The 22,881-nt window shown below is 68.1% G+C and carries 21 protein-coding genes; 16 read left to right on the plus strand and 5 right to left on the minus strand.

From position 1 onward, the window contains the following. Positions 1-81: 81 nt before the first annotated feature. The 15 genes from ftsL (at position 82) to J2W23_RS20930 (ending at position 18,445) form a co-directional block, all read left to right on the plus strand. A complete protein-coding gene (ftsL, locus tag J2W23_RS20860; RefSeq protein ID WP_093441368.1) occupies positions 82-429 on the plus strand; it encodes a cell division protein FtsL in 348 nt (115 codons plus the stop codon). Beyond that, on the plus strand, positions 426-2,180 hold the full coding sequence (locus J2W23_RS20865; RefSeq protein WP_176660163.1) for a peptidoglycan D,D-transpeptidase FtsI family protein: 1,755 nt from the start codon (positions 426-428) through the stop codon (positions 2,178-2,180). Before ftsL ends, J2W23_RS20865 begins: the two co-directional genes overlap by 4 nt. Before the next feature lie 2 nt (positions 2,181-2,182). Then, complete coding sequence (locus J2W23_RS20870) at positions 2,183-3,745, plus strand: UDP-N-acetylmuramoyl-L-alanyl-D-glutamate--2,6-diaminopimelate ligase (protein WP_307650097.1); 1,563 nt, start codon at positions 2,183-2,185, stop codon at positions 3,743-3,745. A gap of 55 nt (positions 3,746-3,800) precedes the next feature. Continuing rightward, a complete protein-coding gene (locus tag J2W23_RS20875) occupies positions 3,801-5,240 on the plus strand; it encodes a UDP-N-acetylmuramoyl-tripeptide--D-alanyl-D-alanine ligase (protein ID WP_307650098.1) in 1,440 nt (479 codons plus the stop codon). A gap of 22 nt (positions 5,241-5,262) precedes the next feature. After that, entirely contained in the window at positions 5,263-6,441 is a 1,179-nt protein-coding gene (mraY, locus tag J2W23_RS20880) for a phospho-N-acetylmuramoyl-pentapeptide-transferase (protein WP_176660166.1), read from the plus strand. A 10-nt stretch (positions 6,442-6,451) separates the two neighbouring features. Then, a complete protein-coding gene (gene murD, locus J2W23_RS20885; RefSeq protein WP_307650099.1) occupies positions 6,452-8,659 on the plus strand; it encodes a UDP-N-acetylmuramoyl-L-alanine--D-glutamate ligase in 2,208 nt (735 codons plus the stop codon). Further along, complete coding sequence (gene ftsW / locus J2W23_RS20890) at positions 8,656-9,954, plus strand: putative lipid II flippase FtsW (protein ID WP_176660168.1); 1,299 nt, start codon at positions 8,656-8,658, stop codon at positions 9,952-9,954. The genes murD and ftsW overlap by 4 nt, the downstream gene beginning before the upstream one ends. Continuing rightward, positions 9,951-11,012 (plus strand): undecaprenyldiphospho-muramoylpentapeptide beta-N-acetylglucosaminyltransferase, encoded by a 1,062-nt coding sequence (gene murG / locus J2W23_RS20895; RefSeq protein ID WP_307650100.1) that lies wholly within the window; start codon positions 9,951-9,953, stop codon positions 11,010-11,012. Before ftsW ends, murG begins: the two co-directional genes overlap by 4 nt. Before the next feature lie 157 nt (positions 11,013-11,169). After that, complete coding sequence (gene murC / locus J2W23_RS20900) at positions 11,170-12,630, plus strand: UDP-N-acetylmuramate--L-alanine ligase (protein ID WP_176660170.1); 1,461 nt, start codon at positions 11,170-11,172, stop codon at positions 12,628-12,630. Next, the gene (locus tag J2W23_RS20905) at positions 12,627-13,598 is read left to right on the plus strand and encodes a D-alanine--D-alanine ligase (RefSeq protein ID WP_176660171.1); all 972 of its coding nucleotides are present in this window, start codon (positions 12,627-12,629) and stop codon (positions 13,596-13,598) included. Before murC ends, J2W23_RS20905 begins: the two co-directional genes overlap by 4 nt. Before the next feature lie 2 nt (positions 13,599-13,600). Then, positions 13,601-14,389, plus strand: coding sequence for a cell division protein FtsQ/DivIB (locus tag J2W23_RS20910; RefSeq protein ID WP_176660172.1), 789 nt, complete (start codon positions 13,601-13,603; stop codon positions 14,387-14,389). A gap of 22 nt (positions 14,390-14,411) precedes the next feature. Then, on the plus strand, positions 14,412-15,641 hold the full coding sequence (gene ftsA, locus J2W23_RS20915) for a cell division protein FtsA (protein ID WP_013539446.1): 1,230 nt from the start codon (positions 14,412-14,414) through the stop codon (positions 15,639-15,641). Between the two features lie 170 nt (positions 15,642-15,811). Further along, positions 15,812-17,020, plus strand: a complete 1,209-nt coding sequence (ftsZ, locus tag J2W23_RS20920; protein WP_013539447.1) for a cell division protein FtsZ — start codon at positions 15,812-15,814, stop codon at positions 17,018-17,020. 306 nt (positions 17,021-17,326) lie between these two features. Next, complete coding sequence (gene lpxC, locus J2W23_RS20925) at positions 17,327-18,250, plus strand: UDP-3-O-acyl-N-acetylglucosamine deacetylase (protein ID WP_041942778.1); 924 nt, start codon at positions 17,327-17,329, stop codon at positions 18,248-18,250. Between the two features lie 18 nt (positions 18,251-18,268). Next, on the plus strand, positions 18,269-18,445 hold the full coding sequence (locus tag J2W23_RS20930; protein ID WP_172672175.1) for a hypothetical protein: 177 nt from the start codon (positions 18,269-18,271) through the stop codon (positions 18,443-18,445). Positions 18,446-18,467: 22 nt separating this feature from the next. Here J2W23_RS20930 and ruvC read toward each other — a convergent pair whose 3' ends face one another. From ruvC to J2W23_RS20945, 3 genes are read right to left on the minus strand one after another with little or no spacing between them, the layout of a single operon-like run. Further along, the gene (gene ruvC, locus J2W23_RS20935) at positions 18,468-19,016 is read right to left on the minus strand and encodes a crossover junction endodeoxyribonuclease RuvC (RefSeq protein ID WP_176660174.1); all 549 of its coding nucleotides are present in this window, start codon (positions 19,014-19,016) and stop codon (positions 18,468-18,470) included. Positions 19,017-19,025: 9 nt separating this feature from the next. Further along, a complete protein-coding gene (locus tag J2W23_RS20940) occupies positions 19,026-20,015 on the minus strand; it encodes a phosphatidate cytidylyltransferase (protein ID WP_307650101.1) in 990 nt (329 codons plus the stop codon). A 1-nt stretch (position 20,016) separates the two neighbouring features. Beyond that, positions 20,017-20,880 carry a lysophospholipid acyltransferase family protein gene (locus tag J2W23_RS20945; RefSeq protein WP_307650102.1) on the minus strand — a complete coding sequence of 288 codons (864 nt, stop codon included), beginning with the start codon at positions 20,878-20,880 and terminating at the stop codon, positions 20,017-20,019. A gap of 9 nt (positions 20,881-20,889) precedes the next feature. Here J2W23_RS20945 and J2W23_RS20950 point away from each other — a divergent pair, with 9 nt between their 5' ends. Next, on the plus strand, positions 20,890-21,330 hold the full coding sequence (locus J2W23_RS20950) for a ribosomal maturation YjgA family protein (RefSeq protein ID WP_307650103.1): 441 nt from the start codon (positions 20,890-20,892) through the stop codon (positions 21,328-21,330). On the opposite strand, the gene mtgA is transcribed toward J2W23_RS20950, so the two are convergent. Together mtgA and aroE are read right to left on the minus strand one after the other, a co-directional pair. Beyond that, complete coding sequence (gene mtgA, locus J2W23_RS20955) at positions 21,275-22,018, minus strand: monofunctional biosynthetic peptidoglycan transglycosylase (protein ID WP_307650104.1); 744 nt, start codon at positions 22,016-22,018, stop codon at positions 21,275-21,277. The genes J2W23_RS20950 and mtgA overlap by 56 nt on opposite strands. A 4-nt stretch (positions 22,019-22,022) precedes the next feature. Next, on the minus strand, positions 22,023-22,880 hold the full coding sequence (gene aroE / locus J2W23_RS20960) for a shikimate dehydrogenase (protein ID WP_307650105.1): 858 nt from the start codon (positions 22,878-22,880) through the stop codon (positions 22,023-22,025). Position 22,881: the final 1 nt, after the last annotated feature.

A 22,881-nucleotide genomic window follows, 5' to 3' on the forward strand; every position in this document is an offset into this window, starting at 1 on the left:
GCCCGAAGGCGCTCGCCCCCTCGCTTGCGAGGGGGTTGGCGGAGCCACGCAGTGGCGCAGCCTGGGGGAGGTTCTCTAGTCATGGCCCGCCTGAACCTGCTCCTGCTGATGGCCGTCATCGCGACGTCGCTCTATCTCGTCCATACGCAGTACCGCTCGCGCCAGCTCTACACCGAGCTCGACCGCGTGCAGCAGGAAGCCCGCCGCCTGGAGACCGACCACGACCGCCTGCAGGTCGAGAAGCGCGCCCAGGCCACGCCGCTGCGCGTCGAGAAGCTCGCCAAGGAGCAGCTTCAGATGCGCACCACCACGCCGGCCATCACGCAGTACGTGCGCCCGGACGGCTCGGTGATTCCGGCCGTTGCGCCGCTGCCGCCGGTCACGCCGCCGAAGCCGGCCGCCACCACCGCCAGAGGGGCTGCGCGATGAGCCGCCGCGATCGCAGCGTTCGCTACACCACCAGCCCCTTGCTCGCGAGCAAGACGCCGGTGTGGCGCAGCAAGTTCATCGTCGCGGGCATCGCTTTCGGCTTTCTCGGGTTGGCCGGGCGCGCCGCGTACGTGCAGGTCTTCAACAACAGCTTCTTTCAGCGGCAGGGCGAGGTGCGCTTTGCGCGCACGCTCGAGCTGCCGGCCAACCGCGGCCGCATCCTCGACCGCAACGGGCTCATCCTCGCCTCCAGCGTCGTGGCGCCCAGCATCTGGGCCATTCCCGAAGACATCGAGCGCGACGACCCCGAGGTGCGCGCCAAGCTCAAGCAGGTGGCCAAGCTGCTCGAGATGCCGCAGAAGGACTTCGACAAGAAGCTGCAGGACGAGGACAAGACCTTCGTCTGGATCAAGCGCCAGGTCGACGAGCCCATCGCCAAGCAGATCGCCGCGATGAACCTCAAGGGCATCTACCAGCGCAAGGAATACAAGCGCCAGTACCCCGAGGGCGAGGCCGCGGCGCACGTGGTGGGCTTCACCAACGTCGAAGACAGCGGCCAGGAAGGCATCGAGCTTGCCTTCAACAAGGAGCTGGCCGGCAAGGCGGGCTCCCGCCGCGTCATCAAGGACCGCCTGGGCCGCGTGGTCGAGGGCGTGGGCGACATCGTGCCGCCGCTGGACGGCCAGGACATCCAGCTGAGCGTCGACAGCAAGGTGCAGTTCTTCGCCTACCAGAAGCTGCGCGACGCGGTGACCGCGCGCAAGGCCAAGGCCGGCAGCGTGGTGGTGCTCGACTCCATCACCGGCGAGGTGCTGGCGCTGGCCAACTACCCGAGCTACGTGCCCGACAAGCGCCAGAACCTCACCGGCGAGCAGCTGCGCAACCGCGCGCTCACCGACACCTTCGAGCCCGGCTCGACGATGAAGCCCATCACCGTCGGCATGGCGCTGGAAGCCGGTCGCGTGAAGCCATCGACGCTGATCGAAACCGGCCCCGGTCGCTACCAGATCGGCGGCTTCACCATCAGCGACACCCACAACTACGGCACGCTGACGGTCGAGGGCGTGATCCAGAAGTCGAGCAACGTGGGCGCGCTCAAGATCGCGCAGAAGATGACTCCGCACGAGATGTGGGACACCTACACCGCGCTCGGCTACGGCCAGAAGCCGCAGATCCAGTTCCCCGGCGCGGTCACCGGGCGGCTGCGTCCGTGGAAGACCTGGAAGCCGGTCGAGCAGGCCACCATGGCCTACGGCTACGGCCTGTCGGCGTCGCTGTTCCAGATGGCGCATTCGTACACCTCGTTCGCGCACGACGGCTCGATCATTCCGGTCACCATCCTGAAGAACTCCGAGCCACCGGTCGGCGTGCGGGTGTTCTCGCCGTCCAACGCGCTGGCCGTTCGCAAGATGCTGCAGATGGCAGCCGGCCCCGGCGGCACCGGCACGCGTGCGCAGACGGTCGGCTACTCGGTCGGCGGCAAGTCGGGCACGGCCCACAAGCAGGTCGGCAAGGGCTACGCGAGCAACAAGTACCGCGCCTGGTTCACCGGCATGGCGCCCATCGAGAAGCCGCGCATCATCGTCGCGGTGATGATCGACGAGCCCACCGACGGCCAGTACTTCGGCGGCCTCGCCGCGGCGCCCGTGTTCAGCGAAGTCGTGCAGCAGACCTTGCGCATGATGAACGTTGCGCCCGATCTGGCGGTCAAACCCCTTGTGATGACGCAGGGCGTCGACGAGAGCTTCTGAGCATGCTGACACTCACATCCCCCCAACTGGCCGCGCTCTGGCTCAAGGAGCGCGTGCGGGGTGCGCTGCACGCCGACAGCCGTCCGGTGGGCGCGGGCGACGGCTTCATCGCCTGGCCCGGCGCCGCGACCGACGGACGCAAGCACGTGGCGGCCGCGCTGGCGCAGGGCGCCGCGGCCTGCCTGGTCGAGTACGAGGGCGTCGATGCCTTCGGCTTCGATCAAGGTGAACACAGCGACCGCATCGCGGCCTACCCGGGCCTGAAGGCCGCCACCGGCCCGATCGCCTCGGCCTTTCACGATAACCCCTCGGCGCTGCTCGACGTGCTGGCCGTGACCGGCACCAACGGCAAGACCTCCACCGCGTGGTGGCTGGCCGAATCGCTCTCCACGCTGCGCGCGGCCGGCGGCGTTCGCGCGATGCGGCCCGATGGCACCATGGAGCGCGACGCACCGTCGCCTTGTGCCGTGATGGGCACGCTGGGCATCGGCGTGCCGCCCGATCTCACCTACACCGGCCTCACCACGCCCGACCCCGTGATGATGCAGGGCGAGTTGCGCGCGCTGGTCGAGCGCGGCTTCGGCGCCTGCGCCATCGAGGCCTCGTCGATCGGCATCGCCGAACGCCGGCTCGATGGCGCGCAGATCGCGGTCGCGGTGTTCACCAATTTCACGCAGGACCACCTCGACTACCACGGCAGCATGGATGCCTACTGGGAAGCCAAGGCAGAGCTCTTCCGCTGGCCGGGCCTGCGCGCCGCGGTGATCAACATCGACGACATGCACGGCGCGAGCCTGTGCGCCAACCTCGTGGACGCCGGCATCGGCGCGCTCGATGTCTGGACGGTGTCGGCCGGCGGCAAGCCGGCGCGCCTCGTGGCGCGCGACATCGGCTACGACGCGCAGGGCCTGCAGTTCTCGGTGGCCGAGCACGGCACTGCATCGGTCGAGCGGCTCTCCACCGGCCTCATCGGCCAGTACAACGTGGCCAACCTGCTCGGCGTGCTCGGCACGCTGCGCGCACTGGGCCTTACGTTGTCGCAGGCCGTTGCTGCCTGCGCCAACCTCACGAGCGTGCCCGGCCGCATGGAGCGGGTGAGCGTTGCGGCCGATGCGCCGCTCGCCGTGGTCGACTACGCCCACACGCCCGACGCGCTCGACAAGGCGCTCGCCGGCCTGCGCCCGCTGGCGCAGCAGCGCGGCGGCGCGCTCTGGTGCCTGTTCGGCTGCGGCGGCGACCGCGATCCGATCAAGCGTCCGATGATGGCCGCCGTCGCAGAGCGCCAGGCCGACCACGTCATCGTGACCAGCGACAACCCGCGCAGCGAAAAGCCCGACGCGATCATCAGCCAGGTGCTGCGCGGCTTCTCGCGCTCCGACGCTGCCCAGGTGCAGCCCGACCGCGCGGCAGCCATCGCTGACGCGATCGCGCAGGCCGCGCCGCAGGACGTGGTGCTGATCGCCGGCAAGGGCCACGAGGCCTGGCAGGAGATCGCAGGCCAGCGCATTCCGTTCTCCGACAAGACCCATGCGCTGGATGCGCTGAACCAGCGAGGTGTGGCATGAGTCGCCGGGCCGTTCCCAAGACGAATACCGCAGCGCGAAGCGCGGAGGTCTCCGAATGAGCGACATGACGCCACTCGACCTGACGCTCGCCCAGGCGCAGCAATGGATTCCCGGCTCGCGCCTCGTAGGCGACCCGGCGACGGTCATCGGGCGCGTGCACACCGACACCCGCACGCTGGCGCAGGGCGACCTCTTCGTCGCGCTCAAGGGCGAGCGCTTCGATGCCAACGATTTCCTGGCCCAGGCCAAGGAGCACGGCGCCGTCGCCGCCATCGCCCACCACGGCCTCGAAGCCGCGGGCCTTGCCGGCCTCGAAGTGCCCGACTCGCTGGCGGCGCTCGGTGCGCTCGGCGCGGGCTGGCGTGCGCAGTTCGAGCTGCCGCTGATCGCAGTCACCGGCAGCAACGGCAAGACGACGGTCACGCAGATGATCGCGGCGATCCTCGTCGCCTTCCGCGCCGACCGCGCGCTGGCCACGGCCGGTAACTTCAACAACGAGATCGGCGTGCCGCTCACGCTGCTGCGCCTGCGGGCGCGCCACCAGCACGCGGTGCTCGAACTGGGCATGAACCACCCGGGCGAGATCGCGCGGCTGGCCGCCATTTCGCGTCCGACCATCGCGCTGGTCAACAACGCCCAGCGCGAGCACCAGGAATTCATGGCCACCGTCGAGGCGGTCGCCATCGAGAACGCCGCCGTGTTCGCGGTGCTGCCCGACGACGGCACGGCCGTCTTCCCGTACGGCGACACCTTCACCTCGCTCTGGACCGACATGGCGCACGACGGCGGCTCGCGCCGCTGCATGACTTTCGGCGAAGACGAAGGCGCGGACATCTCGCTCGAGCGCGCCGAATGGAAGCAGGGCGCCTGGGCCGTGCGCATCCGCACGCCGCTGGGCGCCTTCGATGCGCAACTGCACATCGCCGGCCGCCACAACGTGGGCAACGCGCTGGCCGCCACCGCTTGCGCGCTCGCCGCGGGCGTGCCGATCGAGCGCATTGCCGAGGGCCTGTCGGCGTTCGAGCCGGTCAAGGGCCGCTCCAAGGCCAGCGAGGTCGTGCTGTCCAACAAGCACACGCTCACGCTGGTCGACGACAGCTACAACGCCAACCCCGATTCGGTGATCGCCGCCATCGACGTGCTCGCGGACCTGCCCGGTCCGCGCCTTTTGGTGCTCGGCGACATGGGCGAGGTGGGCGACCGCGCGCCCGAGTTCCACGCCGAGGTCGGCGCCTGGGCGAAGCAGCGCGGCATCGAGGCCGTGTACACGCTCGGCACCGAGACCGCGCACACCGTCGCGGCCTTCGAAGACGCGGACAACGGCCGTCATTTTCCTGATTACGAAGCGCTGCATGCCGCCGTGCTCGCCCGCCTGCCGCTGGTCGGCAGCGTGCTCGTCAAGGGCTCGCGCTTCATGAAGATGGAACGCGTGGTGCAGGCCATCGGCGATCTCGCCCAGTCACATCCCAAAACAACAAAAGGAGGCCGGTCATGACGCATGAGCCGCGCGACACATCATGCTGCTGAGCCTGGCCCAATGGCTGCAAACGCTCTCGCCCGAGTTCGGGTTCTTGCGCGTTTTCCAGTACCTCACCTTCCGCGCGCTGATGGCCGCGGTGACCGCGCTGGTGGTCGGCCTGGTGGCCGGCCCGTACGTGATCCGCCGCCTCGCCGCACTCAAGATTGGCCAGCCGGTGCGCGGCTACGGCATGGAAACGCACCTGACCAAGAGCGGTACGCCCACCATGGGCGGCGTGCTGGTGCTGTTCGCCATCGCCTTCGCGACGCTCCTGTGGTTCGACATTTCGAACCGCTTCGTGTGGATCGTGCTGTGGGTGACGATGGGCTTCGGCGCCATCGGCTGGGTCGACGACTGGCGCAAGGTGGTCCGCAAGGACCCGGAAGGCATGCGCTCGCGCGAGAAGTATTTCTGGCAGTCGGTGGTCGGCCTGCTCGCGGGCTTCTACCTGCTCTTCAGCATTTCCGAAAGCTCCAACTGGCGCGTGCTGCAGTTGTTCTTCGCGTGGGTGCAGTCGGGGTTCGATCTCGACTTTCCGCCCAAGATCAACTTGCTGGTTCCGTTCTTCAAGGAAGTGAGCTATCCGCTGGGCGGCATCGGCTTCGTGATCCTCACGTACCTGGTGATCGTCGGCGCGAGCAATGCGGTGAACCTCACCGACGGCCTGGACGGCCTCGCGATCATGCCGGTGGTGATGGTGGGCTCGGCGCTGGGCGTGTTCGCCTACGTCACGGGCAGCGCGGTGTATTCCAAGTACCTGCTGTTCCCCAACATCCCGGGCTCGGGCGAGCTCTTGGTGTTCTGCTCGGCCATGGCCGGTGCGGGCCTCGCGTTCCTCTGGTTCAACACGCACCCGGCACAAGTGTTCATGGGCGACGTGGGCGCACTCGCGCTCGGCGGCGCGCTGGGCACCATCGCAGTCATCGTGCGCCAGGAGATCGTGTTCTTCATCATGGGCGGCATCTTCGTGGTCGAGGCGATCTCGGTGATGGCGCAGGTCATGTACTTCAAGTACACGAAGAAGCGCTACGGCGAAGGCCGGCGCGTGCTCAAGATGGCGCCGCTGCACCACCACTTCGAGAAGAGCGGCTGGCGCGAGACGCAGGTCGTGGTGCGCTTCTGGATCATCACGATGCTGTTGTGCCTCGTGGGTCTTTCGACGTTGAAGCTGCGGTGAGAAAGAACCGATGCGCCATCTGAAAGACCTCCCCGTCCTCATCCTCGGCCTCGGTGCGTCCGGGCTGGCGATGGCGCGCTGGTGCGCGCGCCACGGTGCGGTCGTGACCGTGGCGGACACGCGCGAGGCGCCCGCCGCGCTCGCGACGCTGCAGGCGGAGTTGCCCGAGGTGACCTTCATCGGCGGGCCGTTCTCGGCCGCGCTGATCGAGGGCACGCCGATCCGTGCGGTGTACCGCTCGCCCGGGCTGTCGCCCGAGACCATCGCACCGGTCGTCGATGCGGCACGGGCCGTGGGCCTCACGGTCGGTGGCGAACTGGACCTTTTCGCGCGCGCGTTGCTGGACCTGCGGACGGTCGAAGTGCCGGAGACGGAGGTTGCCCAGGCCGAGCCGGAAGCCGTGGCCGAACCGGTTGCCGAAGTGCCCGCGGAGCCCGTGGTGCCTGAAGCGGCGCAAGCCGAACTGACGCTGACCGTCGAGTCGGCAGAAGCCGCGCCCGCCGAAGTGCCGGCCGCACCGGAAGCGGAAGACGTGCCTGCAGCAGCCGAACCGGTCGCGGCCGAAGCGGCCGCGCCTGTTGAGGCAACCGAAGTACCCGAAGCCGCCGAGACGGCGGAAGTGCCTCCGCAAACTGGCGAGCCCGTTGCTGCCACCGAAAGCACGGAAGCACCCGAGGCAGCACCCGAACCCGCAACCCCCGCGACCTCCGCGATGGCCGAGGCCATGCCGCGCGATCCCTCGCTGAGCGTGCCGGTCACGCCGCCTGCGGACGATGCCGCGCCGGTCGCAGAGACCACCGAGGCTGCATCCGATCCGACGGCGCCAGCGCCGCCAGCCGCACCGGCCACCGGCTCCAGGCTCCCCGCCACCGGCAAGCCCTACGTCCCCACGGCCGCCAGGGAAGCGGCCGAGTTCGTTGCCAAGATCGCCGAACTCTCCGCCACCAACCCGGCCTCCGCCGCGGTGGAAGAAGAGCCGACGGCCCAACTGCCGCTGGTGCCGATCGAGGAACCTCCGGCGCCCAAGGGCTACACCCCCGCGGTGCTCGCGGTTACCGGCACCAACGGCAAGACCACCGTCACCGCGCTCACCGGCCAACTGGTCGAGCGCGCGGGCAAGTCCGTGGCCGTGGCCGGCAACATCGGCCCGACGCTGCTCGACACCCTGGCCGCGCACATCGATGCCGAGACGCTGCCCGACGTGTGGGTGCTCGAACTCTCCAGCTTCCAGCTCGACGGCGTGCAGGGCTTCGAGCCGACCGCCGCCACCGTGCTCAATCTCACGCAGGACCACCTGGACTGGCATGGCGACATGCCCGCCTACGCGGCGGCCAAGGCGCGCATCTTCGGCGCGAAGGGCCTCATGATCCTCAACCGCGACGATGCCGGCGTGATGGCCATGCTGCCGCCGCCCGTGAAGGTGAAGCTGCAGCGTCCGCAGATCCGCACGCACGTCACCTTCGGCAGCGCGATGCCGCTGCGCCCGGGCGACTACGGCATCGAGCGCATCAACGGCATCGCCTGGCTGGTGCGCGCGCTGGAAGCCGACGAAACGCAGAAGCGCAAGCGCGGCGCGGTGGTCGAAGAAGAAATCTTCTTCCAGCGCCTCATGCCCGCCGACGCGCTGCGCATCCGCGGCCGCCACAACGCCATGAACGCGCTGGCCGCGCTCGCGCTCGCCACCGCCGCCGACTGCCCGCTCGGCCCGATGCTCTACGGCCTGCGCGAATACCGCGGCGAGCCGCACCGAGTGGAGCCGATCGCGCTGATCGACGACGTGGAGTACTTCGACGACAGCAAGGGCACCAACGTCGGCGCGACGGTCGCGGCGCTGAACGGCCTGGGCGAAGACCGCCGCGTGGTCGTCATCCTCGGCGGCGAGGGCAAGGGACAGGACTTCGAGCCGCTCGCCGCGCCCGTGGCCCAGCATGCGCGCGCCGTCGTGCTGATCGGCCGCGACGCGCCGCTGATCGAGGCCGCGCTGGCGAACACCGGCGTCTCGCTGATGCATGCCGCCTCGATGGACGAGGCCGTGAAGCTTGCCGCCGCGCGCGCCAATCCCGGCGATGCCGTGCTGCTGTCACCGGCCTGTGCGAGCTTCGACATGTTCAACGACTACGAACATCGTGCGGAAGTGTTCCGCGAGGTCGTCCAGGCGCTCGCAGACAACCCGCGCGGCATGTCGACCGACGGTTCGTCCCCGGAGGAAACGCTGTGAACTCCGCTGCTGCCGGCGCCACGCCGAACACCCGCACCAGCCGCTTCGGTGGCTGGTTCAGGCGCGCCCGCAGCGGCATCGATTCGCTGCCCGTGCACCTGCCGGTGCGGCTGGGCGGCGCCGGCATCGCGCAGACCAAGGCGACGCCGATGCGCGTGCTGGGCTTCGACCAGGCGCTGGTGTGGGTCACCGTGGCGCTCCTGACCTGGGGCCTGGTGATGGTGTATTCGGCTTCCATCGCGCTGCCCGACAACCCGCGCTTCGCGCGTGCCGGCTACGGCGCCTCGTTCTTCCTGACGCGGCACGCCGCCTCGGTGGCTTTCGCGTTCATCGCGGCGCTGCTGGCCTTCCAGATCCCGATGAAGACCTGGGAGCGCGCCGCGCCCTGGCTCTTCGTGGCCTCGCTGCTGCTCCTGGTGGCGGTGCTCATTCCGCACATCGGCATCAACGTGAACGGCGCGCGCCGCTGGCTGCCGATGGGTTTCATGCGCTTCCAGCCCTCGGAGCTCGCCAAGCTCGCGATGGTGCTCTACGCCGCCAGCTACATGGTGCGCAAGATGGAGATCAAGGAGCGCTTCTTCCGCGCCGTGCTGCCGATGGGCATCGCGGTGGTGGTGGTCGGCATGCTGGTGATGGCCGAGCCGGACATGGGCGCGTTCATGGTGATCGCGGTGATCGCCATGGGCATCCTCTTCCTGGGCGGCGTGAACGCGCGCATGTTCTTCGTGATCGCCGCGCTGGTGGTGGTGGCCTTCGGCACCATCGTGGCGAGCAGCCCGTGGCGCCGCGAGCGGATCTTTGCGTACCTCGATCCGTGGAGCGAGGAGCATGCGCTCGGCAAGGGCTACCAGCTGTCGCACTCGCTGATCGCCATCGGGCGCGGCGAGATCTTCGGCGTCGGCCTGGGCGGCAGCGTCGAGAAGCTGCACTGGCTGCCCGAAGCGCACACCGACTTCCTGCTCGCCGTGATCGGCGAGGAGTTCGGTCTGGTCGGCGTGCTGCTGATCATCGGTCTCTTCCTCTGGCTGACCCGCCGCGTCATGCACATCGGCCGCCAGGCCATCGCGCTGGACCGCGTGTTCTCGGGCCTCGTGGCCCAGGGCGTCGGCGTGTGGATCGGGTTCCAGGCCTTCATCAACATGGGTGTGAACCTCGGTGCGCTGCCAACCAAGGGCCTGACCTTGCCGCTGATGAGCTTCGGCGGCTCGGCGATCCTGATGAACATGATTGCGTTGGCCATTGTGCTGCGCATCGATTACGAGAATCGGGTTCTCATGCGGGGAGGCCGCGTATGACGCGCACCGCACTCGTCATGGCCGGCGGCACCGGCGGCCATATCTTCCCGGGGCTTGCCGTGGCCGAGGCATTGCGTGAACGCGGCTGGCGCGTGCACTGGCTGGGCGCGCCCGGCAGCATGGAAGAAAAGCTCGTGCCGCCGCGCGGCTTCGCATTCGAGCCGGTGCAGTTCGGCGGCGTGCGCGGCAAGGGTCCGCTCACGTTGTTCCTGCTGCCGCTGAAGCTGCTGCGCGCCTTCTGGCAGAGCTTTCGCGTGGTGCGCCGTGTCAAACCCGATGTGCTGGTGGGTCTGGGCGGCTACATCACTTTTCCGGGCGGAATGATGGGCGTGCTGCTCAACAAGCCGCTGGTGCTGCACGAACAGAACTCGGTCGCGGGTCTCGCCAACAAGGTGCTGGCGGGCGTGGCCGATCGCGTGTTCACCGCTTTCCCGAATGTGCTGAAGAAGGCGCAGTGGGTCGGCAATCCGCTGCGCGCGGCGTTCACTTCGCAGCCCGACCCGGCCTCGCGCTTCGAAGGACGCACCGGGCCGCTCAAGCTGCTCGTGGTGGGCGGCAGCCTGGGCGCACGTGGGCTCAACACCGTGGTGCCGCAGGCGCTGGCCCGCATCGAGCCGGCCACGCGCCCGCAGGTGCTGCACCAGAGCGGCACCAAGCAGATAGACGAACTGCGCGCCAACTACACGGCGGCGGGCGTCGAAGGCGAGCTCACGCCGTTCATCGAAGACACGGCGCAGGCCTACGCGGACGCGGACATCATCGTCGCGCGCGCCGGTGCCAGCACCGTCACAGAAATCGCGGCCGTCGGCGCAGCAGCGCTGTTCGTGCCTTTCCCCTCGGCGGTCGACGACCACCAGACCACCAACGCGCGCTTCCTCGTGGACGCGGGCGGCGGCTGGCTGGTGCAGCAGGCCGACCTCACTCCTGAATTGCTGGCTGATTTGCTACAGAAAACCGAGCGCACCGCGCTGATCGAGAAGGCCGCCAAGGCCAAGACCATGCAGAAGACCGAAGCCGTCGAGGCCGTCGTCCGCGCCTGCGAGGAGCTTGCAAGATGACGCACTCCCCCAGGCTTCGCGCACTTCGTGTCGCTTCGCCAACCCCCTCGCCGGGGGCGACACCAGCGGCCCGGCAAAGCCGGTTCCGCGGTGTCTCACGAACGGGCCTCGCTGCGCTCGCAATGCGATTCGCATCGCCGATGAATGGAGACCGCGTATGAAGCATGCGATCCGCCATATTCACTTTGTCGGCGTCGGCGGCTCGGGCATGAGCGGCATCGCAGAGGTGCTGCTCAACCTGGGCTACAAGATCACCGGCTCCGATCTGTCCGACAGCGCCACGCTGCGCCGGCTCGCGGGCCTGGGCATCGGCACCTTCGTGGGCCATGCGGCTGCGCACATCGACGGCGCGGACGCGGTCGTCACCTCCACCGCGGTGCAGTCGGACAACCCCGAGGTGCTGGCCGCGCGCGAGAAGCGCATTCCGGTCGTGCCGCGCGCGCTGATGCTGGCCGAGCTGATGCGCCTCAAGCAAGGCATCGCGATCGCGGGCACGCACGGCAAGACCACCACCACCAGCCTCGTGGCGAGCGTGCTCGAGGCGGCCGGGCTCGACCCGACCTTCGTGATCGGCGGGCGCCTGAACAGCGCCGGCGCGAATGCGCAACTGGGCAGCGGCGACTACATCGTGGTGGAGGCCGACGAATCGGACGCCTCGTTCCTGAACCTGCTGCCCGTGATGGCGGTGGTCACGAACATCGACGCCGACCACATGGAGACCTACGGGCACGACTTCGCGAAGCTCAAGAAGGCCTTCGTCGACTTCCTGCACCGCATGCCGTTCTACGGGGTGGCGATTCTCTGCACCGACGATCCGGCGGTGCGCGAGATCGTGGCCCATGTCACCTGCCCGGTCACCAGCTACGGCTTCGGCGAGGACGCCCAGGTGCGGGCGATCGACGTGCGCGCCGTCGGCGGCCAGATGCATTTCACCGCGCAGCGCCGCAACGGCGTGACGCTGCCCGACCTGCCCATCGTGCTGAACCTGCCGGGCGAACACAACGTGCGCAATGCGCTGTCGGTGATCGCCGTGGCCGTGGAGCTGGGCATTCCCGACGAAGCGGTGCAGCGAGGCCTCGCCGGCTTCAAGGGGGTGGGCCGCCGCTTCCAGAGCTACGGCGAGGTGCGCGTGCCGGGCGGCGCAGGCAGCTTCACCGTGATCGACGACTACGGCCATCACCCGGTCGAGATGGCGGCCACGATCGCGGCCGCACGCGGCGCGTTCCCGGGACGCCGGCTGGTGCTGGCTTTCCAGCCGCATCGCTACACCCGCACGCGCGACTGCTTCGAGGATTTCGTGAAGGTCATCGGCACGGCCGATTCGGTGCTGCTCGGCGAGGTCTACGCCGCGGGCGAGGCGCCCATCGTGGCAGCCGACGGCCGCACGCTGGCGCGCGCGCTGCGCGTGGCCGGCAAGGTGGAGCCGGTGTTCGTCGACGACATCGCGGACATGCCGCAGGCCGTCCTGGACAACGCCCGCCCGGGCGATGTCGTGCTTTCCATGGGTGCCGGTTCCATCGGCGCGGTGCCCGGCAAGGTGGTCGAACTCGGCGGCGTGGCCGCCGCGCCATCGTCAACAACTTCGGAGCGCGGCTCGCGCAAGGGGAGGGCGTCGTGAGCCTTCAGGATCCAAAACTTTTCGGCAAGGTCGCCGTGCTGTTCGGCGGCAGCTCCGCGGAACGCGAGGTCTCGCTGATGTCGGGCAACGGCGTGCTCGAAGCGCTGCGCTCGCGCGGCGTCGATGCGCATGCCTTCGATCCGTCCGAGCGTGAACTGGTCGAGCTCAAGCGCGAAGGCTTCGCGCGCTGCTTCGTCGCATTGCATGGCCGCCATGGCGAGGACGGCACGGTGCAAGGTGCGCTCGAACTGCTGGGCATTCCCTACACCGGCTCGGGCGTCATGGCCTCGAGCGTGGCGATGGACAAGGTCATGACCAAGCGCATCTGGCAGGCCGACGGTCTGCCGACGCCCAAGTACGTGCGCCTGGCCTTCGACCAGCAAAGCCGCGAGCAGATCATGGTGGTGCCCGACGTGCTGGGCCTGCCGTTGATCGTGAAGCCGCCGCGCGAAGGTTCGTCCATCGGCGTGACCAAGGTCGAGGGCTACTCGCAGATGCAGGATGCGGTCGCGCTCTCGGCGAAGTACGACGCCGACGTGCTCTGCGAGGAGTTCATCGAAGGCGAGGAAGTGACCTGCGCCGTGCTCGGCCAGGGCCTGGACGCGCGCGCGTTGCCGGTGGTTCGCATCGCCGCACCCGAAGGCGCCTACGACTACCAGAACAAGTATTTCACCGACGTCGTGCAGTACAAGTGCCCGAGCGGCTTGCCCGCGGCCGAGGAGCACGAGATCCAGCGCATCACGCTGGCCGCGTACCACACGCTCGGCTGCCGCGGCTGGGGCCGCGCCGACGTGATGATCCGCGCCAGCGACCGCAAGCCCTTCCTGCTCGAGATGAACACCTCGCCCGGCATGACCAGCCATTCGCTGGTGCCGATGTCGGCGCGCGCGGCGGGCATTCCCTACGAGGAGCTGTGCCTGCGCGTGCTGGCCTCCGCTTCGCTGGATGCCAAGGGAGGAGCGCAATAGCCATGGCCGACAGCATCCCCGTGCCCTTCGACGTCAAGCTCATGAACATCGTGGCGAACCTCGCGTTCGTGGCGGTGGCGCTCATGCTGCTGGCCGCGGGCGCGTGGTGGGTGCTGCGCCAGCCTTTCTTCCCGCTCGCGGGGATCAAGGTGGACGGCGAAGTGACGCACAACAACGCGGTCACGTTGCGCGCCAACGTGGCGCCGCAGCTCTCGGGCAACTTCTTCACCATCGACCTCGCGCGTGCGCGCACCGCCTTCGAAGCGGTGCCATGGGTGCGCAGCGCGGTGGTGCGGCGCGAGTTCCCGAACAAGCTGCGCGTGACGCTGACCGAGCAGGTGCCGGTCGCCAGCTGGGGCGACGAGGCGGGATCGAAGCTCATCAACGGTTTCGGCGACGTGTTCGAGGCCAACGTGGCCGAGGTGGACGAGAACCTGCCGCGCCTGGACGGCCCGATCGAGCAGGCCGGGCAGGTGCTCGGCATGTACCGCGTGCTGGCGCCGCAGTTCGAGCCCTACGACTTCGGCATCGACGAGCTCACGCTGTCCAGCCGAGGCAGCTGGAAGGTGGTGCTGGACAGCGGTGCGCAGATCGAGCTGGGACGTGGGCAGAGCGAAGAGGTGTCGGCCAGGCTGCAGCGTTTCCTGAAGACCGTGACCCAGGTCGCGGGCCAGTACCACCGCACGGTGGCCGACGTCGAAGGCGCCGATCTGCGCCACAACGACGCGTATGCATTGCGGCTGCGCGGCGTCACCACGGTCTCGCCCGAGGCCCCAAGAAGAATCAAGTAGCGAATATCGAGGACATATTTCAATGCCCAAAGAATACAAAGACCTGGTCGTAGGCCTGGACATCGGCACCGCCAAGGTGATGGTGGTCGTGGCCGAGGTGCTGCCCGGCGGCGAGCTCAAGCTCGCAGGGCTCGGCATCGCGCCGAGCAATGGCTTGAAGCGCGGCGTGGTGGTGAACATCGACGCCACGGTGCAGAGCATCCAGCAGGCGCTGAAAGAGGCCGAGCTGATGGCCGACTGCAAGATCAGCCGCGTCTACACCGGCATCACCGGCAGCCACATCCGCGGCATCAACTCGAGCGGCATGGTGGCGGTGAAGGACAAGGAAGTGACGCCGGCAGACGTGGCCCGCGTGGTCGAGACCGCGCGCGCGATCAACATCTCGAGCGACCAGCGTTTGCTGCTGGTGGAGCCGCAGGAGTTCGTGATCGACGGCCAGGACGTGAAGGAGCCGATCGGCATGAGCGGCATGCGGCTCGAAGCCAAGGTGCACATCGTGACCGGTGCGCAGAGCGCGGCCGAGAACATCATCAAGTGCGTGCGCCGCTGCGGCCTGGAGGTCGACCAGCTGATGCTGAACCCGTTGGCTTCGAGCCAGGCGGTGCTGACCGAAGACGAGCGCGAACTCGGCGTGGTGCTGGTGGACATCGGCGCGGGAACGACCGACGTGGCGATCTTCACCAACGGTGCGATCCGCCACACGGCGGTGATTCCGATCGCGGGCGACCTCATCACCAGCGACATCGCGATGGCTCTCCGCACGCCCACCAAGGACGCGGAAGACATCAAGGTCGAGAGCGGCTATGCCAAGCAACTGCTGGCCGATCCCGACCAGCAGGTCGAAGTGCCGGGCCTGGGCGACCGCGGCCCGCGCATGCTGAGCAAGCAGGCGCTGGCCGGTGTGATCGAGCCGCGCATCGAGGAGATCTTCTCGCTCGTGCAGCAGGTGGTGCGCGAATCGGGCTACGAAGAGGTGCTCTCTTCGGGCGTGGTGCTCACCGGCGGCAGCGCGGTGATGCCCGGCATGGTCGAGCTGGGGGAAGACATCTTCCTGAAGCCCGTGCGCCGAGGCATTCCGAAGTATTCGAGCGCGTTGTCCGACATGGTGGCGCAGCCCCGTGCGGCTACTGTCATGGGCCTGCTCGAAGAGGCGCGCTTCGCACGCATGCGCGGCTTCAAGGTCGCGCAGAAGAACGGGTCGGTAAAGACTGCGTTCGGACGTTTCAAGGACTTCATCGTGGGGAACTTCTGACCATGAACCACTCCCCACTCTGGCTCGCACGCGGCAGTCCGCCTTTGCATTTCAACGAGCGATGGCGACGAACAGGTCCACCATCGTGACGGCGCTCTCGTTGAACACGTCACAGCAAAAAAATTATTCATAGATACATAACGGCAACTGCAATATTCAAGGAGTTAGAAATGACCATCGAAATGATCGAAGTCGAAGAATTCAATCAAGGCACGCAGATCAAGGTGATCGGTGTCGGCGGCGGTGGCGGCAATGCGGTCGCCCACATGATGGAGCGTGGTGTGCAGGGCGTGCAGTTCGTGTGCGCGAACACCGACGCGCAGGCGCTCACCCGCAGCAACGCGAACAAGATCATCCAGCTGGGCACCAGCGGCCTGGGTGCCGGCAGCAAGCCCGACAAGGGCCGTGAAGCCGCCGAGGCCGCGGTGGACGAGATCCGCGCGGCGATCGACGGCGCACACATGCTGTTCATCACCGCCGGCATGGGCGGCGGCACGGGCACCGGTGCGGCGCCGGTGATCGCGCGCGTGGCCAAGGAAATGGGCATCCTCACCGTGGGCGTGGTGACCAAGCCCTTCGACTGGGAAGGCGGCCGCCGCATGAAGAATGCGGACGACGGCCTGGCCGAGCTCGAAGCCAATGTCGATTCGCTGATCGTTGTGCTCAACGAGAAGCTGCTCGATGTGCTCGGTGAAGACATCACCCAGGACGAAGCCTTCGCGCACGCCAACGACGTGCTCAAGAACGCCGTGGGCGGCATCTCGGAAATCATCAACGAGTATGGCGGTGTGAACGTCGACTTCGAAGACGTGCGCACCGTGATGGGCGAGCCGGGCAAGGCCATGATGGGCACCGCAGCGGCAGCCGGTCCGGACCGTGCGCGCATCGCCGCCGAGCAGGCCGTGGCCTGCCCGCTGCTCGAAGGCATCGACCTCTCGGGCGCCAAGGGCGTGCTGGTGCTGGTGACGGCATCGAAGGGTTCGCTGAAGCTGAACGAGTCGAAGCTCGCGATGAACACCATCCGCGCCTACGCCTCGCCGGACGCGCATGTGATCTACGGCGCCGCCTACGACGAAGCCCTGGGCGACGAGATGCGCGTGACCGTGGTGGCCACGGGCCTCTCGCGCGCGGACGCACGCCGCCAGGCGCCGACGCTGGAAGTCATTCGCACCGGCACCGACAACATTCCGTTCAACGTGCCCACCATGGGCGGCGTCGGCCACACCAGCGGTGGCAGCCAGCCGAACTACGACGGCATGGCGGTCCCCAGCGTGTGGCGCACCAACCGCACGATGGCTGCCGCGAAGGTGGATGCGCTGTCGTCGGGTGGCATGGACGACTTCGAGATTCCGGCATTCCTGCGCCGTCAGGCTGACTGATCTGGGCTCACCCCCAGGCTGCGCGCACTTCGTGTCGCTTCGCCAACCCCCTGCTGGGGGGCAACACCTGCGGCCCGGCAAAGCCGGTTCCGCGGTGTTTCGCGAGGTGACTCAACGGGACGCTCAGGGCACGAGGGTTCGCAAGGGGTACGGGGAAGACCTGAAAGGGACTTCTGCCGGCTCTAGGCGCTGCGTTCACCTCGTGCCCTTTGCGTCCATTGCCGGGATTGCATAGAACCGATGTCTATCGCTGCCATAGCGAGGGGAATAGGCCGCCACGCACGTGGCGCGCCTAAAATCCCCGGCGTGCTGCAACAACGAACCCTCAAGTCGATCAGCCGCGCCGTGGGCGTGGGGCTCCACAGCGGCCAACGCGTGGAGCTGACCCTGCGACCGGCCCCGGCCGACACCGGCATCGTGTTTCGCCGCGTCGATCTCCCGGAGCCGGCCGAGATCCGCATGACCGCCGAGGCGGTCACCGACACGCGCCTCGCTTCCACGGTCTCCACCGGCGGCGCGAAGGTGCAGACGGTCGAGCACTTGATGTCGGCCTGCGCGGGCCTTGGCATCGACAACCTCTACATCGACATCACGGCCGACGAAGTGCCGATCCTCGACGGCTCGGCTTCGTCCTTCGTGTTCCTGCTGCAAAGCGCGGGCATCGAGCTGCAGAAGGCGCCGCGCCGCTTCATCCGCGTGACCCGCAAGGTCGAGGTGCGCGAAGGCGAGGGCGCCAACGAGAAGTGGGCGAGCCTGGAGCCGTACCACGGCTACAAGCTGAGCTTCGAGATCGACTTCGATCACCGCGTGGTCAATTCCACCGGCCAGCGCGTGGAGTTCGACCTCGGCACCGATTCGTACAGTCGCGACATCGCGCGTGCGCGTACCTTCGGTTTCACGAAAGAGGTCGAGTACATGCGCAGCAAGGGCCTCGCACTCGGCGGCGGGCTGGACAACGCCATCGTGATGGACGACACCAAGGTGCTCAATGCCGGTGGCCTGCGCTACGACGACGAGTTCGTGAAGCACAAGATCCTCGATGCGATGGGCGACCTGTACATCATCGGCAAGCCGCTGCTCGCGGCCTACACCGCGTTCCGCTCGGGCCATGCGCTCAACAACAAGCTGCTGCGCGAACTGCTCGCGAACAGCGATGCCTACGAGGTCGTGACCTTCGACGACGAGAAGCGCGCACCGCGCGGCTTCGGCGAAGTGGCGCGGGCCTGGTAGGTTGCCGCGCTCCGGACGATGCTCCTCTTTCGCTGGGCCATCCTGCTGCTCTTGCTGGTGGCCGGCGTGTCTTTCGCGTTCTATGCGGGCACCGGGCAGGCCAAGTACCGGCGTGTCGGCTGGATCGTGCTCAAGTGGACGCTGCTCGCGGCCTTCGGCTTCTTCGCGGTGCTGATCGCGGAGCGCGTCGCGTAGCGGGTTTTCTTCTTCCGCTGGGTCAGCGCGAACGCCCCTGCCGGTACGTGCCGGCGTGGGATTTCGACAGCTCCGCCGCCTCGGCCAGCCGCGCCATCGACCGCCCCACCTGCGCATGCGTGATCGCGATGCCCAGTGCGTCGGCCGCGTCGGCGCCGGGCAACCCGGGCAGGTCGAGCAGGCGCTTCACCATCTCCTGCACCTGTGCTTTGGCGGCCTGGCCGTGGCCCGCGACCGCCTTCTTCATCTGCAGCGCGGTGTACTCGGCCACCGTGAGGTTGCTGTTCACCAGCGAGGTCACGCAAGCGCCACGGGCCTGTCCCAGCAGCAGCGTCGACTGTGGGTTGACGTTGACGAAGATGATTTCCACCGCCGACGCATCGGGCTGGTAGCGCGCCGTGATCTCGGCGATGCCGTCGAACAGCACCTTGAGCCGCGCCGGCAGGTTGCCGCTGCCCAGGTGCCGCGTGCTGATGGTGCCGCTTGCCACATAGCGCAGCGCATGGCCGTCCGCGTCCACCACGCCGAAGCCGGTGGTGAGGAGGCCGGGGTCAATGCCGAGAATCCGCATGTCTGTCTGTCAGGCGTTGAAGTACCAGCGGATCGAGTGGAAGAAGATCGGCGCCGCGAAGCACAGCGCATCGACGCGGTCCAGGAGGCCGTTCGCGCCGGTCACGCCCACGCCCTTCTTGCCCCAGTTCGGAATACCGCGGTCGCGCTTGAGCGCCTTCATCACCAAGTGGCCCATCGAGCCCGCGATGCATGCGATGACGGACACCGCGAGCGCCTGCCCGAACTTGAACGGGGTGATGAATGAGAACAGCGCACCCACCAGGCTCGCCACCACGATGCCGATGCCCCAGCTGGTCCAGTTGAAGCTGCGGCTCACGTTGGGTGCGAACGGCGCGCGCTGTGTGCGGCGCGAGATGAGGTGCTGCACCAGCACCGAGGTCTGCACCACGAACACCAGGAAGAACACGAGGAACGCGCTCTTGCCCTCGTAGCCCGGAAAGCTCAGCAGCAACAGCGCCGGCACATGGCTCATGCCGTAGACGCAGACCATGATCCCCCACTGCAGCTTGGCGTTGCGCTCGAGGAAATGGCTCGGGTCGTTGGCCAGCGCGCTCGCCACCGGGATCGCGAGGAACACATAGACCGGAATGAACACGGTGAAGAGATCGAAGCGCGCCGTCGCCACCAGCCAGAACTGGATCGGCAGCACAACGAAGAACGCGAGGATCAGGCTGCGGTGGTCGCCGCGCCGCGTGGGCGAGAGCGTGATGAACTCGCGTAGCGCGAAGAACGAGATCAGCGCGAAGAGCACGGTGGCCACCGTTTCGCCGAGCGCCCAGCCGATCCAGAAGATCACCACCATGAACCAGGTGGTGCCCAGCAGCGCGCGGAAATGCGCGAGCTCGGCCTGCCAGGTGGCGTCGTGCACCGGATTGCGCTTTTCCCGGAAGCTCAGGAAGAAGGCGGTGGTGCTGATGATCACCAGCAGGCCGAAGATGATGAGAAAAAGCGCCGCGACCTGCTGGGTCGGGCTGAGGCTGCGCAGGAACTGGTTCATGTCAGATATCGCGCAATGCAATCACCGCGGCACGCGCGCGATCGAGGAAGGGACGGCGCTCCTCGCCCGCTTCGACACGAATCGGCGCGCCGAAGGTGACCGAGCAAAGAATGGGCACCGGCACGATCTCGCCCTTGGGCATGACGCGCTGCACGTTGTCGATCCAGGCCGGCACGAGCACCACGTCGGGGAACATCGTTGCGAGCGTGTAGAGGCCCGACTTGAACTTCTGCGGCTCGCCCGTGTGGCCGCGCGTGCCCTCGGGAAAGATGATGATCGAGTCGCCGCTGCGCAAGGCCTCGACGAGTGGCGCAAGAGGATCGGCGGGCGGCGGCGCGGGTTCGGCCGGTGGTGCCGGTTCCGCAACGAACGGCGCAGGTGCGACGGGTGGAGGTGGCGGTGGCGGCGGCGGAAGATCGAGTTCACCCTGCAGTTCATTCACGGCGTCGGCAACGGGCGGCGTGGCGGGCAGCAGCGGCTCCATCGATGGCTCGATGCGCTCGGCGGGCGGTGCAACGACGACAGGCTCAGGCGCCGGCCCGGCCTGCACCGGTTCGGGTGCTGCGGCTGCGGCAACAGGCGCCGTGGCCGCGCGCTCCACATACACCGCGTTGAACACCTCCGTCGTGATCCAGCGCTTGACCGGCGTGTTGGCCCAGTAGTCGCGCGCCGCGATCGGCCGCGTGATGCTGCGCAGTTCCTCGGGCAGCGCCGCCCAGATCATCACGAGGTCGGCGTGGCTCTGGTGGTTGGCGAAATAGATGCGCTGCTCGGCCTTCGGTGGACAGCCGTACCAGCGCGCCTGCGCGCCGGTGAGCAACCGGACGATCCCCAACAACAACCAACCTGTGAGCTTTGCCAGCATATGGGCGCGATGATACGGGCCATGCGATGGCGATTCGATCCTCTTTCACTGGCTTGGGCGGTGGCCCTGTTCATTCTTCTGGCACTGCTGGCCACCGTGGGCGCGCGCTGGGGCTGGCTGCGCAGTTTCTTCGGCGACGTGCTGGCCGTGGTGTGGGTGTACTTCGTCTTCAAGACCTTCGTTGCCGCGCGCGTGCTGCCATTGGCGCTGGCCGCACTCGGCGTTGGTTATGCGGTCGAGTTGGGCCAGTTCATTGCGTCGGCCTTGCACCTGCACATTCCGAACCGGGCCTTGCGCATCGTGCTCGGAAGCACCGCTGATTGGTGGGACGTGGTGGCCTACACCATCGGCTTCGCGGCCGTGCTGGCGCTCGAAGCAGTGCGCGCCAGGGGCGTCAGGGCAGCTCGGCCGACGACATCCGCGCCACGACCGTCGACGCCCGTCCGCTGAGGTATGGCGAGCCGGGCCGGCGCTCGAAGAACTTCGGGCTCGGCAGCATCACCGCGAGCCGTGCGGCTTCATTGGCGCTCAGGCGCGAGGCAGGCTTTCGGAAGTAGTACTGCGACGCGGCCTCGGCGCCGAACACGCCTTCGCCCCATTCGACGTTGTTCAGGTAGAGCTCGAGGATGCGGCGCTTGTCGAGAAACACTTCCAGCAGCGTCGCGAGCACCAGCTCCTGGCCCTTGCGCAGCATCGTGCGCTCGCCCGACAGCAGCAGGTTCTTTGCGAGCTGCTGCGTGATGGTGGAGCCGCCGCGCAGGCGCACCGGCTGCAGCGGCTTGCCGCGCGCTGCGGCACGGGCGGCGCGTTTGGCGGCCAGCTCTTCGGCCTTGGCGTTGCGTTGGCGCGCGCGCTCGATGGCCTCCCATTCCACGCCGTTGTGATCGACGAAGCCGGCGTCTTCACTCGCGATCACGGCGCGCTTGAGCGCGTCGTTGATCTGCGCATACGGCACCCATTCCTGCCGCCATCCGCCTTCGCTGCCCTTGTGGATGGCGACCTGCCAGGCCTCGGAGCGCTGGAACGCGGTGCTTTGCGGATCGATCACCGCCATGGCCGCGATGCGCACCACGAAGAAGAGTTCGAGCGCGAGGCCCGCCACCGCGAGGCAGGCAATGAGGCGCAGCACGGCCTTCATGGGTTCAGTGACCGGCGGCGAGCGATGCGCGCAATTCGCCCAGCACCTGTGCCGACGGCGGGCGCACGCCGCGCCAGATTTCGAACGATTCGGCCGCCTGCTCGACCAGCATGCCGAGCCCGTCGCGCGGCACGGCGCCATGCGCTTCGGCCCAGGCCATGAAGCCCGCGGCCGCGGGGCCGTACATCATGTCGACCGCAAGCGCACCGGGGCGCAGCACCTGCGCGCTCACCGGCACCGCGTCACCGGCGAGGCTGGAGGCGGTGGCATTCACCACCACGTCGAAGCTGCCGGGCACTTCATCGAGCGCCCAGGCTTCGAGCGTGGCGCCGTGGCCCAGCGCGAGCGCGGCATGGCGCCGGACCGCCGCGACCGCCTTGTCGACGGTGCGATTGGCCACCACGATGCGCGAGGCGCCTGCGTCGAGCAGCGGACCGAGCACACCGGCTGCCGCACCGCCGGCACCGATCAGCAGCAGTTCCTTGCCCGCCAGCGGCACGCCCGCGTTCTGAGCGATGTCGTTGACGAGGCCGATGCCGTCGGTGTTGTCCGCGTGGATGCTGCCGTCGGCCTCGAAGCGCAGCGTGTTGACCGCTTGCGCGAGCAGGGCGCGCTCGCTGGTGTGCTGCGCCAGTGCGGCGGCTTCGAACTTGAAGGGAACGGTGATGTTGCAGCCGCGCGCGCTGTCGCCGCGTTCGGCGGCTTCACGGCGGAATGCGGCGATGCCCTCGGCGAAGGCGCCGAGCGGAATCAACCGGCGGCCGTAGTCCATCTGCTGGCCGCAGAGTTCGGCAAAGCGGGCATGGATGCGCGGCGAGCGGCTGTGCTCGACGGGATTGCCCATGACGCAGTACAGGTCCATC

It is taken from the genome of Variovorax boronicumulans (genome assembly GCF_030812215.1).
Lineage (GTDB): Bacteria > Pseudomonadota > Gammaproteobacteria > Burkholderiales > Burkholderiaceae_C > Variovorax > Variovorax boronicumulans_C.